The sequence below is a fragment of the Paraburkholderia denitrificans genome (assembly GCF_042655705.1).
Lineage (GTDB): Bacteria > Pseudomonadota > Gammaproteobacteria > Burkholderiales > Burkholderiaceae > Paraburkholderia > Paraburkholderia denitrificans.
In genome coordinates, this window is record NZ_JBHSMP010000010.1 from 87,195 (window position 1) to 99,951 (window position 12,757).

General features: G+C 59.3%; 15 protein-coding genes and 1 pseudogene. 11 read left to right on the top strand and 5 right to left on the bottom strand.

All coding sequences use genetic code 11. The annotated features are described in order from the left end of the window. The first annotated feature begins 57 nt into the window (after window positions 1-57). The 7 genes from ACFPTO_RS08060 (at window position 58) to ACFPTO_RS08090 (ending at window position 5,305) form a co-directional block, all read left to right on the top strand. Entirely contained in the window at window positions 58-243 is a 186-nt protein-coding gene (locus ACFPTO_RS08060; protein WP_377710684.1) for a hypothetical protein, read from the top strand. Window positions 244-361: 118 nt separating this feature from the next. Then, window positions 362-1,330, top strand: a complete 969-nt coding sequence (locus tag ACFPTO_RS08065; RefSeq protein WP_377710710.1) for a DUF932 domain-containing protein — start codon at window positions 362-364, stop codon at window positions 1,328-1,330. A gap of 324 nt (window positions 1,331-1,654) precedes the next feature. Next, window positions 1,655-2,647 carry a YqaJ viral recombinase family nuclease gene (locus tag ACFPTO_RS08070; protein WP_377710686.1) on the top strand — a complete coding sequence of 331 codons (993 nt, stop codon included), beginning with the start codon at window positions 1,655-1,657 and terminating at the stop codon, window positions 2,645-2,647. A 65-nt stretch (window positions 2,648-2,712) separates the two neighbouring features. Beyond that, a complete protein-coding gene (locus ACFPTO_RS08075; RefSeq protein ID WP_377710688.1) occupies window positions 2,713-3,630 on the top strand; it encodes a recombination directionality factor in 918 nt (305 codons plus the stop codon). Further along, entirely contained in the window at window positions 3,627-4,535 is a 909-nt protein-coding gene (locus tag ACFPTO_RS08080) for a hypothetical protein (RefSeq protein WP_377710690.1), read from the top strand. Before ACFPTO_RS08075 ends, ACFPTO_RS08080 begins: the two co-directional genes overlap by 4 nt. Window positions 4,536-4,634: 99 nt before the next feature. Beyond that, entirely contained in the window at window positions 4,635-5,018 is a 384-nt protein-coding gene (locus tag ACFPTO_RS08085; RefSeq protein ID WP_377710691.1) for a hypothetical protein, read from the top strand. Continuing rightward, on the top strand, window positions 5,015-5,305 hold the full coding sequence (locus tag ACFPTO_RS08090) for a hypothetical protein (protein WP_377710693.1): 291 nt from the start codon (window positions 5,015-5,017) through the stop codon (window positions 5,303-5,305). The genes ACFPTO_RS08085 and ACFPTO_RS08090 overlap by 4 nt, the downstream gene beginning before the upstream one ends. A gap of 6 nt (window positions 5,306-5,311) precedes the next feature. Here the strand turns inward: ACFPTO_RS08090 and ACFPTO_RS08095 are convergent, their stop codons facing one another. Both ACFPTO_RS08095 and ACFPTO_RS08100 read right to left on the bottom strand, forming a co-directional pair. After that, complete coding sequence (locus ACFPTO_RS08095; protein WP_377710695.1) at window positions 5,312-5,659, bottom strand: helix-turn-helix domain-containing protein; 348 nt, start codon at window positions 5,657-5,659, stop codon at window positions 5,312-5,314. Window positions 5,660-5,735: 76 nt separating this feature from the next. Then, the gene (locus ACFPTO_RS08100) at window positions 5,736-6,059 is read right to left on the bottom strand and encodes a hypothetical protein (protein ID WP_377710697.1); all 324 of its coding nucleotides are present in this window, start codon (window positions 6,057-6,059) and stop codon (window positions 5,736-5,738) included. Window positions 6,060-6,087: 28 nt separating this feature from the next. Between ACFPTO_RS08100 and ACFPTO_RS08105 the strand changes: the two genes are divergently transcribed. Then, window positions 6,088-7,143 (top strand): hypothetical protein, encoded by a 1,056-nt coding sequence (locus ACFPTO_RS08105; RefSeq protein ID WP_377710698.1) that lies wholly within the window; start codon window positions 6,088-6,090, stop codon window positions 7,141-7,143. Between the two features lie 157 nt (window positions 7,144-7,300). Next, window positions 7,301-8,137 (top strand): hypothetical protein, encoded by an 837-nt coding sequence (locus ACFPTO_RS08110; protein WP_377710700.1) that lies wholly within the window; start codon window positions 7,301-7,303, stop codon window positions 8,135-8,137. 339 nt (window positions 8,138-8,476) lie between these two features. Here the strand turns inward: ACFPTO_RS08110 and ACFPTO_RS08115 are convergent, their stop codons facing one another. Both ACFPTO_RS08115 and ACFPTO_RS08120 read right to left on the bottom strand, forming a co-directional pair. Continuing rightward, window positions 8,477-9,589 (bottom strand): YcjF family protein, encoded by a 1,113-nt coding sequence (locus tag ACFPTO_RS08115; protein WP_377710702.1) that lies wholly within the window; start codon window positions 9,587-9,589, stop codon window positions 8,477-8,479. A gap of 605 nt (window positions 9,590-10,194) precedes the next feature. Further along, window positions 10,195-11,427: a helix-turn-helix transcriptional regulator gene (locus ACFPTO_RS08120; protein WP_377710704.1), complete on the bottom strand. Its 1,233-nt coding sequence runs from the start codon at window positions 11,425-11,427 to the stop codon at window positions 10,195-10,197. Window positions 11,428-11,670: 243 nt separating this feature from the next. Between ACFPTO_RS08120 and ACFPTO_RS08125 the strand changes: the two are divergent. Next, window positions 11,671-11,868, top strand: a pseudogene (locus ACFPTO_RS08125) (transposase); the annotation flags it as partial. Window positions 11,869-11,999: 131 nt separating this feature from the next. Then, on the top strand, window positions 12,000-12,491 hold the full coding sequence (locus ACFPTO_RS08130) for a hypothetical protein (protein WP_377710705.1): 492 nt from the start codon (window positions 12,000-12,002) through the stop codon (window positions 12,489-12,491). Window positions 12,492-12,561: 70 nt separating this feature from the next. On the opposite strand, the gene ACFPTO_RS08135 is transcribed toward ACFPTO_RS08130, so the two are convergent. Beyond that, a partial coding sequence (locus ACFPTO_RS08135) for a hypothetical protein (RefSeq protein ID WP_377710706.1) occupies window positions 12,562-12,757 on the bottom strand: 196 nt, incomplete at its 5' end.

A 12,757-nucleotide genomic window follows, 5' to 3' on the forward strand; every position in this document is an offset into this window, starting at 1 on the left:
GCCGCCGGTAGTGCTGCTGCCGCACTCGGCGGTGCCGAAGCCGGTGCAGCCCTCGGTATGGTCGCAGGCCCCGTCGGCTCGATCTTCGGCGGCTTGGCTGGTGCGCTCATGGGCGCACTATTCGGTGGCGCTGCCGGCTGTGCCGCAGGATCCGCCGTTGGCGAGCAGATCGATAACCACGTGCTCGACAACTACGACTGCATGGCGTGTGGACACACGTTCGGCAAGCAGCACACGTCCTAGCATTCACTGGGGCTTTCGCTTTATCGCTTTCATCTTTCGCCATGCCATGCCTGCAGCCCTTCGAGGGCTGCAGGCATTTGTGCTGTCTGTTTCTCACACTTTCAATCAGGAATTTCAAATGCACCTTGTACAAAGCATGGCCTATGTCAACGAAACGCCCTGGCACGGTCTGGGCAATCAGCTTGCGGCCAATCAGCCGCTCGAAGTCTGGGCGCAGCAGGCAGGTATGAACTGGCGTATCGAGGAAACCGAAGTCCGCTTCGTCTCAGGTAGTGTCGGATCCAGCCTGGGTTCGATCCACGCCTTCCCAGAACAGAAGGTGCTCTACCGCAGTGATACGAAGCAACCGTTGTCTGTCGTCTCATCCAAATACCAGGTGGTGCAGCCGGAATCAATTTTAGAATTTTATCGGGACCTTGTTGATGTCGGCGGATACGAACTGGAAACCGCAGGCGTGCTCAAAAATGGCAAGAAACTCTGGGCGCTCGCAAAAACCGGCCAGAGTGTGACGCTCAAGGGACGGGACCGCGTCAATGGATATTTGCTGCTTGCCACTGCATGTGATGGCACCCTGGCCACGACGGCTCAATTTACCTCCGTGAGGGTCGTCTGCAACAACACGCTCGCCATCGCGCTGGGCGACAGCACCGGCGCGGTCAAGGTGCCGCACCGAAGTCAGTTCGACGCCCAAGCAGTCAAACGCCAGCTAGGCATTGCGATCTCCAGTTGGGATGGATTCATGGCCCGCATGAAAGCGCTGTCCGAATGCAAGGTCAACGACACCGCCGCCGAAGCATTCTTTCGCCGTGTGCTGACCTATCAGGCGACGGGGGGCAATACAGCCTTGGCGGCCACCAACGACAGCGCCGTCAAGGCCGTGCAGGAACTGTTTGCAGGTCGCGGCAAGGGGGCCGACATGGCTTCCGCATCGGGCACCGCCTGGGGACTGCTTAACAGCGTCACCGAATTTGTCGATCACCACCGCCGCGCGCGCAGCGACGATAACCGCCGAGATTCCGCCTGGTTTAGTACGGGAGCCACCCTCAAGCAAAAAGCCTGGGATGAGGCGCTGCGGCTTGTCGTGTGATGACCGGTCTCGACGACGCGCCGGTCCTCGCGGTCGGCGTAAGGATCCAGATTCCGCGTGGAACAGGATTACGGTTCGGAGGCCGTTACGCCGCGGCTCTACTGATCAGGGCGCAAGGCACGACCGTGCACCTCGGAAACTGCAATCTCGTGACCTCTGCATTCGATGCCCTGCAGGACGCAATGGCGCGTACACAGCCAACCTGACGTGGCCTTCTCCCCGGTTTCTCGCGCTCCCTTATTCACTCACCTTTCGCCAATCCATCATCACACCACCATGCCCGGTCAGGTTCGCCTGCCGGGCTTTTCTCTTTCCGGAGGTAATATGAAAAACCTCAAAGCGGCAGCGGCCTCGCGGGGTCCCGCGCTGAGGCTGGTCAGCACTCAGGATCTGAGCCGCGAGGACTGGCTCGCCGTACGCCGCACAGGCATTGGTGGATCAGACGCGGCAGCGTCGGTCGGCCTGAATCCGTACATGAGCGCCCTTGAACTGTGGCTTGACAAGACCGGAAGGGGCGACGGACTCCCACGCCCCGATCCCACCGACACCACATCTCCAACCTACTGGGGAAACCTGCTTGAACCGATCGTTGCTGCCGCGTATACCCAGCAGACGGGCAACCGCGTCCGTAAGGTCAATGCGGTACTTCGTCACCCGAGCATCCCGTTCATGCTCGCCAACCTTGATCGCGAGATCGTGGGAGTACCTAGCGTACAGGTTCTTGAATGCAAGACGGCCGGTGAGTTCGGCGCACGACTGTGGCGTGAGGGCGTACCGGACTACGTGGTCTGCCAGGTTCAGCACCAGCTCTCGGTCACTGGCAAGCAGGCCGCCGATGTCGCGGTACTGCTCTGTGGACAGAAACTCGAAGTTCATCGCATCCAGCGTGACGACGCGCTGATTGCCCGTCTGATCGAACTGGAAGCCGCGTTCTGGCGCTACGTCGAGACAGATACACCACCGCCTGCGGATGGTTCGGAATCGGCGGATCGCGCGCTACGGTGTCTCTATCCAGGAACCGGAGGCACTGTCGATTTCTCGGATGACCGTCAACTGTCGTCGGCGTTCGCCGATCTGGTTGCGGTACGTGCCGACATCGAGCAACGCGAGGCACAGGAAGCGATGCTCAAGCAGACGATACACCAAGCAATGCGCGAAGCCGACCGGGCCCTCTTTGAGACCGGTTCGGTGTCGTTCAAACGCAGCCGGGACAGCTCTGGCATCGATCTCAAACGCCTGCTTGCCGATCACCCTGAGTTTTCGGCGCAGTACACGCTCACAAAACCCGGCTCACGCCGGTTTCTCGTTTCCGTCTGATTTCCCCGTTTCGAAGTTCTCGCTTTCGTTCCACATCCCACTGTTTACATGCAAAGGAGAGTTCCATGCTCAAAGGCTTGGCTATCACGCCCCCAACCGTAGGAAGGATCTCCATCGGGAGAGTTGTCGAGAAGAACGGCAAACGCCTCCCCGAAAAAGACGACCAGTTTACTTTGACAACTCAAGTGATCAATCGAGGCGAGTGGGTCCTCCATCCACTCAACGAGACACTTCGCAAGGCGACCACCGGCAAACTGCGTTCGATTCCGGTACGGATGCTGTTCAACGATCCGGATCTCAACCTGAGGGCCGAATACAGTCTCTTTGACCGCAGGACGGGCCGTCCCTTGTGCGTCGGAAATGGCGAGACATGCAAACGTGTGACTGACGGTGGCATCACCACAATGGACTGTCCGACGCCAGATGGCTGCGCGTTCGGCGAAGCCGGTGGCTGCAAGCCGTACGGGCGCTTGAACGTCACGATCGGCCAAGAAGACGAGCTCGGCTCGTTTATCTTTCGTACCACCTCGTACAACTCTATCCGCACGCTCTCGGCACGGCTGCAGTATTTCAGCGCAGTGTCCGGCGGCCTGCTCGCCTGTCTGCCGCTGGAACTGAAGCTGCGCGGTAAATCCACCACGCAAAGTTACGGCTCGGCAATCTACTACGTCGATTTGGGCGTACGGGCGGGGAGTTCTTTGCAGGAAGCCATCACACAGGCGCGGGAGCTCAATACCACCCGACAGGCGGCGGGCTTTGCCCAGGCAGCACTCGATGCAGCGGCACGCGTGGGTTTCGCCAATGGTGCGTTTGAAGACAGTATCGAAGAGAGCGCCGCAGTCGCCGAAGAGTTCTATCCAGCAGAGTCCGGTCACGATCGCAGTCACGATGACGGTCACGACGATACCGGTGGGCCGGCTGCTTCTGGTCTGAAGGCTCGACTGGATAAACGTGCCGCACTGCTCGGTGGGAAGGCTGCATGACCCGTCGTTCCGCGCTCGTCCTGGCTGCCGTGGCAACCAGTACCGCCGTATGTATGTCGATACTGGCCGGCTGGCAGCGCGGCGGATGGATCACGGAGCGGCTGGTGTGGGTTGCTGTCGGGATCGTGCTCGTTGCCGGCGCGCACCTGCTTCCCGCCCTGTGCCGCTCCACCCCGCTGCTTATCCGCGGCGCCGGCACGCTACTCTGGATGGCATCTATGGCGACTGCCTGCTATGGCCACGCGACCTTTTTCCTGCTGGCGCAGCAGCACGCTGGCGGATTGCGGGCCGCGTCGGTTTTTGCTCCGCCCATTTCGCCGCGCCGCAGCCTGACGATCGTGATGGACGAGCGTGCAAAAGTCGTCGGCCAACTGGCAACCCTTCGCACGCGCCGGTGCGTTCATGACTGCACGTTACTGGACGGTCGACGTGCGACGCTGACTGCGCGCATCGATGCGCTGGATGCCGAGGCAGCAGAAGTACGACGGGCGCAGGCCGAAGCCGATCGGGTTATGGGGCAACGTGACTCGGCCATGACCGACCCGGTAACGACCGGACTGGCAACAGTCACAGGCATGACGGCCCTGCACCTCGAACTGGTTGCTGGGCTCGGATTTGCCCTCGTGCTCGAATGCCTCGCCTGCCTGCTCTGGTGGATTGCACTGCCACCTGATGGGTGGCTCGCAACGGTCAAGAATGACCACGATGCGTCAGGTGAAGTCGTAGTCGCTCCTCCTGAGTCTCTGGCCACGGTCACGGAACCCGAAACCGAAGTCACGAAACTCGCGAGGGAGATCGAAGCGGGTCTCGCCCGCCCAACCGTCGCCGACATACGCCGGCATCTGCGGTGCTCACAGGCGAAGGCCGCCGTCCTTCGTCGCCAGCTCGTTCAGTCCAAGCCGTAACCCGGACGCGTCCTGCGTCCGGCATTTCCTTTCACTTTTACGAGTTCGTATCCGGTTCATCCGGAGGCCCGTGCTCGTCCGTATTCTGGAGAAATCACCATGAATCAGCCTTCGCGGCTTAAACCGCTATTCCGTCCAGGACGCCTGCTCGTCGCGTCGGACGCACTCACAGCGCTGCGTGTGAACGGCATTCCCGTCGTCAGCGTCCTGCTCCGTCATGTCGCGGGCGACTGGGGTACGGTGTCTGACGAGGACCGTCAACAGAACGACCTGTCAATCCTGGCAGGCCTGCGCCTGATCTCGCTCTATCGCCTGCCGGACCAGACCCGCATCTTGGTTATCACAGAGTGGGATCGATCGAGCACGACCGTCGAACGAGTTGAGGATATCGCAGCCGACAGCGACCCACGCGAAAATCGGCCAGCGAGTCGTCGCTATCCGGCCTGGCCTTCCGTAAGCTACATGCAGGAGTGCCGCGCATGAGCCGCTACGTGAAAGGACCCCGCTTTCCGATGGGCCGCCCCGCCATCACGCCAGGAGCCGAAGGAGCACTCGAAGCGGAAGGCATACCAGCAATCGTACTGCTCGCCCGTCATATCCATGGCGATTGGGGCAGCCTTCCGGTCGAAGACCAGACTGCGAACGAACTGGCGCTGCTCACGGGCAAACGCCTGCTGTCAAGTTACGACCTGCCGGGTGGCCGGAAGGTCTGGATCATTACGGAGGCCGACCGCTCGGCCACGACGATCCTGCTGCCCGACGACTACTGATCGACATCAGCGTTTCGCGAGTCGCCCGGTCAGCCGCTCGACAATCTCCATCACCATCGTCCGGTCACTGCTCCCAAGCTTCGAGAGCAACTGCCCGACGTGCTTCGCCTGGTCGCTGGTGCGACTACTTGCTTCCGTCAGCAGGTCAGCCGCGTTGCACTGGAACAGTTCCGCCAGTTCCACCAGTCTTGCGACGGTTGGCATCACGATCCCGCGTTCCATACGCGAAACCGCCTCATTGCCGATTCCCAGCGCCTCGGCCACCTGTTCCTGCGTGAAGCCGCTTGCCACGCGATGTTTCGCGATCGCCCGGCCAACTACCACGGCGAGCTGTTCCTGATCGACTTGAGCCATGAACCCTCCATTCAACCTGAATGGTTGAGCTACGCCTCAAAAAACTTAAGGACTTACTAAGATGAATCTAAACCTTTTAGGATGAATGCCGATATCTTTCCTGACATCCTCCCTTCATCAGCCACCTGAAAAGGAACCACGCAGTGAACAAAAACAAGATCAACAAGAGAATCGCCAGATTCGCGCTTGGCGCATCCATGTGTGCGGCACTTGCCGCGTGCGGCGGGGGCGGCGGCGGAAGCTCGCCGTCCGCAAGTAGCGGATCGACTTCGGTCAACACGACGGGCACGGCGGCGATTGGTGCGCCGATCATCGGCGGCTCGGTCGAACTGAAATGTGCATCGGGCACGACGACCTCAACCACAACCGGTACGGACGGCAGCTGGAACGTCTCGCTCAAGAGCACGGACTATCCATGCGTTGCCCGTGTGTCGGGCGGACAGGTCAACGGCTCTACGCTGGCTTCGGCGCTGCATTCGGTTGCCGCAGCCTCGGGCACGACCAATATCACGCCCTTGACCGACATCATCGTCGGGGTGCTCGGCAAGCAGGACCCGGACGCGTGGTTCAACAGCGCGAAGAGCGGCGATCTAACCGGCGCCATTACGACCGACAACCTGAACGGCGCCCTAGTCAAGCTGGAAACGGCACTGGCAACCCTGCCGGGCAAGCCGGCATTGCCACGCGGCTTCAATCCGCTCTCCACCAGCTTCAAGGCAGAAAAGGGCGACACAGGCGACACCCTGCTCGAAACCTACGGTGCAGCGCTGACGGCTTCCGGCCTGTCGCAGTCGGATGCGGCGACGAAGACGGCTAATGGCGCGGCATTGACGCAGCAGGCTTACGCCGCCACGGCCTACACCACCCCGGGGATCACGGAAATCCAGATGGGTTCGTCCGTCAACCTGGATGGCACGTTTGCCATCGCCATCGCTGATCCGAATCGCGGCCAGTACGCGGCGAAGGCGAACATCGACGCCGCCGGCAATGTGACCTCGTTCACGGATGCCGGGAAATTTAGTGCCGTTATCAGTTTGCTGGGCAACCGCGTCGGCCAGCTCTGCGCGGCCAATGGCGTCGGTAGCGTCGTCGCCGCTCAGCCGGGGCAGTATGTGTACGTGTCGAGCGACCTGACCGAAGTGACCGATCCGAGCGATCTGAACGGCAAGACGTTCGACGAGTACGAGGACTGCACAAAATCAGGCACGACGACATTCGCGAACGGCAATTCCACGTTCACCGGCATTGATGGTGGTACGGATGCGCCGGTCAGCGTTGCCCAGGCGCTAAGTGCCGATGGGATTTCCGATACGAGGAACCATTCGGTCGAGCACGCCAAGGTTTACAAGTACACCGATCCGGCATCGGGCACGACGAAGTACGCCTACATCACCGTGAACAGTACGACCACTCCCGGCACGACCGATGATCCGCTCACGTTCGACACGGATACCAAGTACGTGACCATCGGACTTTCGCAATAAACCTTTGGCGGTTCGTGCCCTGCTATTCCGATGGGGTACGTCGGCATCGTTCCCCGCGCAGCATCTAGTTGTTCGAGCTTGCTGCGCTTTCCTGATCCGGAGTGCGCGATTCCGTGAGCCGCGCACGCCAATCTTCATTCATTTTTCGCTGATGAACATGAAATTCACCACGCTTGCCTCGGCGACGTTCCTAAGCCTGGCATTGGCCGGCTGCGGCCACTCCGAAGTCGGTACAGTTAAGGCCGCAACCGTTCCGCAAGATTCGACCCATACCTACGAAACGGCCCTCTCGAACCGGGCCTCCTGCGAGAAGGATAGCTGGCGCACGTTCAAGGACGACACGAACCGGACGGTCGTGGAATACCGATGTGAGTTGAAGAACGGCGCGGCACTGCTTGCCGCGTTCCGTCAGCAGAAGATCATTGATACGCAGCACGACTATCAAGGCTATTACCGGGGCCTTGATCAGACCGCCGAGAGCATCCGCCAAAAGAATCCCGATGTCCTGGAGAAACAGCTCGCCGATGCCCAGAGTCAGCTCGCGCAATTGCAGGCCAATGGCGTGCCGTCGGGTGCAGATACTCCGAAAGACCCGGAAGTGCTGAAACAGTCCATCGTCAACCGCGAAAGCGCAATGGAGGCGGCCCAGTCCTCCGTTGAGCGGGCACAACGGGAGCTGAATGATGCCAAGAATGGCCTGGCCGGCGTGCAGCAGGAGCGCGCTCGTTTCGAGCAGCAGGAAAAAGACGCGCTCGCGCAGATCGACACGACATATGGGAGCGTCACCCAGGCGAACGAGGTCTTTCAGTGGTTAGTCCGGGATGACGAGGTCGTGCCGGACTGGTCCGGTGTTCAGTTGGCGAAGCAGGACGGCAACACCGCGCGCATCGACAGGAACTGGAGTCAGACGATGGCGGATTTGCTCAACCATCGGGGCGACGATCACGTTCACGCCGTGCTCAACGTCCCGAACAACATTGTCCTCAATCAGTAGCCACCGGCACCCGACTCGACAACGGCAGCGACTCAGGCCGCCAATGCCGGTCGAGCATCTAGCGACCAAGGCCGACCTTGCTACGACGCCAAGCTGAAGGATTTTCGAAACAGCATGGGCGAAGAAGCGACTGTCAGCAACGACATGAAACGAGTGGCGTGGCCAGAGGGGACTGCCACGGTCTGCCCGGTTATCGGGTTCGGCCTGCATATGAATGCCGCCTGCATGGGCGGCATTTTTTTTGCCATAATTAGCTCGATCAACGTATCGGTGAACAGATACGATCGTCCAAGCCCCGCAGCCAAGCGGACAGGCTCCTCGCACAGTCCGCTGGCCACGTCATATCTTCACTCTCGCCTTTAGTGCCTTCGTAATCATCGCTATATCGATATCTTCGCCTGGATGCGCCAAGCAAAATTCGTACAAAACGGCGATGTAGGCGTTACCCAGACTCTTAGTAATTAGAGCGGCCGTTGTCGCTGCGATTGCGCCGCCAACAACGGTGCCAGCGCCGGGAATCATCTTCAGAAGACCGGTCACGACTGTACGGCCTATCAGCGTCGCTGCGGATGCCCCTAGCACCGAAGTAACGAGCGTAGTCAAGGTTGCAGTGCTGAGCTCCATCCCGAAAGTGACACCGACCTTGGCAATCATTGTGACCTGAATCGGAACAAGCAGCGCCGCGTCTGAGAACGGAATAGGTACCGCAGCCGCAGTCGCCGCCAGGCCTGCGGCGATGCTCACTTCGTTCTCAGCTTGATGCTTTTTTTCATCCAGAGCCCTCCTGTTACGCGTCGACAATGCGTTCGCATAAGCGCGCTTTTGCGCCTCAGGTATTAGTCGCGACGTCGCATCGATCAGAGCGTCCAAACCAGTTGGCGGCAAGGTGGCATCGAGTTCCTCGATGCGTTCGGAGAGAGCCCGAACGCAGACCGTACAGGAAGCTCTAGACAAGAGGCCATTCACCTCCTTGAGGAATTTTTCGTTCTTTCGCGATTTCGTTAACACAGCGACTACCGGAATACCTGCTGCAGCAATCATGTTGCATAGCTCGACTTCAGCGTCCTCCACACGATCGCTGCCTTCCTGGATACAAAGCCATGCAATATGAATATGCCTGTTCTGGTCTTCTGACGAAGATCGCTCTTGTATCAGGGTATCGAGCTCGTCTCTCGTCCTCGCATAGTCAGCTACCTCCAGCCCTTTCGTATCGATGATGGTGAGCGGGTGGCCAGGCTTTGTGATCTCGACAATTTTTTGTGTAACCGGCTTACCAGAACCAGTTTTCGCGAAATCGCCACGAAAAACTGTGTTGATCAACGTACTCTTTCCTACACCAGTCTTCCCAACCGTCACCACGTTGACTTTTCCCAGCCCTTTGGTTGCGGCACCTATGGCTTCCTCGATGGCATCGTGAAGTTGAATGTGCTTGTCAGCGTCAGAAGAGATCATCCCATTTCCCCGAAAAAATCAGTTTTCTCAAATGCTGCGAAATTACCAAACGTGCCCTTTAAAATAGGACACCACCCGCGAACGATAAAATATACAAAGACCCATGCGTCCGGTTGTCTTCGGACTGCACTCCAAGCTACCTAATTCGGCTGAAAAACCACTCGATAAGATTGGGCCGCGAACGAACCAACGCGTGTGCACCACACCGAGGGCAGTGCGAACGGGTATCTATGTCCGGTACTAGGACGTCGCTACGCGGGGCAAACGTATGCTGCCAACCGCATTGACTACATTTCAACGTAAAAGGCGCTGGGCGCACGGGCATAAAGCCTCTGGTAGCTTATTCGATATACTTGGCGGGTCACTTCAAGCCCGCCGTCCCATACAGGTCGACTTATTCGTGCCGCGCGTCGGCCTTCACCGAGTCGACGTACACGCCAACCGCCGCAGTCCCCACCACAGCTGCAACAAACACAATCGCGAACGCAGCCAGATGTTGCAAAGGGGAAGAATTGCAATTCGTGAACATGACTTCTCCTGTCAGAAGGATCAATAGGACAGCAGCGACGCGCTGCCCTATCAAGATAGTCACTTCGTGAGACAAATCATGTCCGAATACCCTTGGCCGACTCTTGGCAACTCGATGCCTGCTGCTCCTCATAAAGCGCAGAGGTCGCCCTGGCCTCCGCCGCCAGTTCCGCCCGCAGGCTCGCCGGGCACAACACCTCCACGTTCGGCCCGAAGGCCCTCAGCCACCAACGCAGCCGCTGACTCAACAGAACAATGCCGCGCACCTCAAGCGAGTCGCCATTCTGGACGGCTTGCTGGTCGTCAGACAGCGGCGCTTCGAGTAAATGGTTCCCTGCTCCGTTCCTGAAACGCAACTTCAGATCGATTTCCCCTTCGACCATGAAGTCGAACTGTCGTTGTGCCCGCACGTACTCCGAAAGCTTGAACTCACGTGGATAGGTGAACGACTCGGGCAACATACTCGCGCGTGTGAGACGGTCGAGTCGGTACATCGCCGGTTTCGGATACCGCAGCATCGCAGCCACGAGATAGACCAAGCCGCCGACCTCGACCAAGCCGAGCGGGTGAACGATCTTCGCTTCGTCGTTGTCGATTTTAGTACGCGGCTGGTAAACGATTTCAAGTTGCTGCTCGCAAAAGAGCGCCTGCGAAACTACAGCGAAAACATCGGAGTCAATCTCCGGGTGTTGCAGTACAAAGTTACCTGTCTCGACCTCGATCTTGTCAATCCATTTGCGGTAGCGCCGCTCATGCTCGGTGTTGACAGTCGCCAACCGCTTACCCGCCACATCGAACAGCGGTGCGAGCGTTTCGGCCACTAGTGTCGGAATCCGCCAGGTCGAAAAGCGACGTAGCGTTTGGAGAGCAAGCGCCTCGTCGTGCGTCATCACGCCAGCCGCTTTGGCAGCAAGACCACTTGCGCCCGCAACCTTGCGCCAATACTTGGCTCGCCCGCGCCGCTCCACCACGACCAGCCCGCTTTCGAGCAAGTCTTCCAGCCTGCGCTGCACAGTCTTCACGACGGGGGGATCAAGCTGCATGACGCTGAGCTTGCGATGCACATCGGGAGTGGAAAGCGGTTCTTCGTCTCTGCCAGCATCGGGCAGAACCTGCAAGATTTCTCGATCCAGCATATCGGGGAAGGGAATCCGGAGAAACGGTCGATTGGCTATCTTTCTTTTAACGGCAAACTGACTCAGTTCTTGAGCTTTGCATGTTCGACGTTTTAGTGGCTCAAGGCAGACCTCCACCAATGAAGAGGGGTTTGGAACCGAACAGCCGACCAGGCCATCCGCCACATCTGCCACTTTAGCTGACTAAGCTTACACCCATCGGTTGCGCCGCCCCCCCTTAAACCTATGACCAGCGGGGCTTCCAGCCGTGCAGGCGGCTTTCATGCGAGGACGGTTAGCTTCCGCCCCCCTTAAACTCCGAAACCGAGTCCCTCAAATGAAGTGGAAACTTTGTAAGCGCGCGATTCCGCACACCGAGCTTCCGTTATTGAGAAGGCTCACGATTGCGTCCGCAACCCAGCTTTGCGGATGCAATCCATGACAGAAGATGAGCTGAGCTTTTTGCCCTTGCGCGTGACACGTGTTGGTGTCGGCGGCAAGTGAAGCTTTGACCTGGCGGACAAGCGACGTCTGGTCGAAGCCTGTCTGCGGCCAGGCGTCTCACTATCGGGCCTCGCCCTGAAGGCCGGCGTGAACGCCAACCAGCTGCACAAGTGGGTTCGGGCACATGAACAAGGCGGCCCCAAATCAGACACGATGTGGCGGTTGCATCGCTAGCGTTTGTTCCAATGCCATTGGCATTCACCCGGTACGCCTCCTAGCGCGGCATATCCACGGCGACTGGGGCGAACTCCCCGCCGAAGACCTTGGCTGCAAATGAATTCGCGCTGCTCTCCGGCAGTCGGCTGCTTTCGAGCTACACGATACCGGACGGCATCAAGAACATGGCGAATGAGGCCGACGAAGTTCTGCGGAACGGAGACATCGGGCGCAGCGAAAACATTGTCCAAGCCGCATACGGTCGCTTACGCGAAACGTGGGAGCGCGGAGTGGAGGAGGCAATCCTCAATGAAACGGTGGTCCGCTTTCGGCCTGGTGTCGCGACTCAGCGGCTCCGGGCTGTGGTCCTCACCGACAAAGGCTACGTGAAGATTCACGAAGCGATGGCACGTTGTTCCTATTTCGCCCTCCACGACACGTCGGCGGACACCAGCGCGGCCACGCCAACAGCCGCTGAGTTGCGAGCCAACATTGAGAGAGCGAGAGTGTTTTTCGCAGATCGGAAAAAGCTGAACGAGGAAACCGATCGCCGTCGTCGCGAGCTTCTTGAACGACGGGCGGCTCTCAAGCAAGCCTGATCACGAAATCGGCGCTGCAAAATGCAACGCCGTCTGGCGATGACGGCCGGAGCTTGGCTCCGCCGCCTCGTCATTCGTAGCCGGACAGCAGGGCCATTGCCTCCCGAATCAACGCGATGGCTGTGTCAACGTTCCGCGCTGTCGGATCGGCGCGTTCGGCGAGCGCCAGACAGGTGAAATGGACGGAGGGCGAATGCTTGGCTAGGAGTGCGTCGGATTTGAGGTGAGGCGTGAGTCCAGGCACCAGGTGATAACTGGGTTCGCGC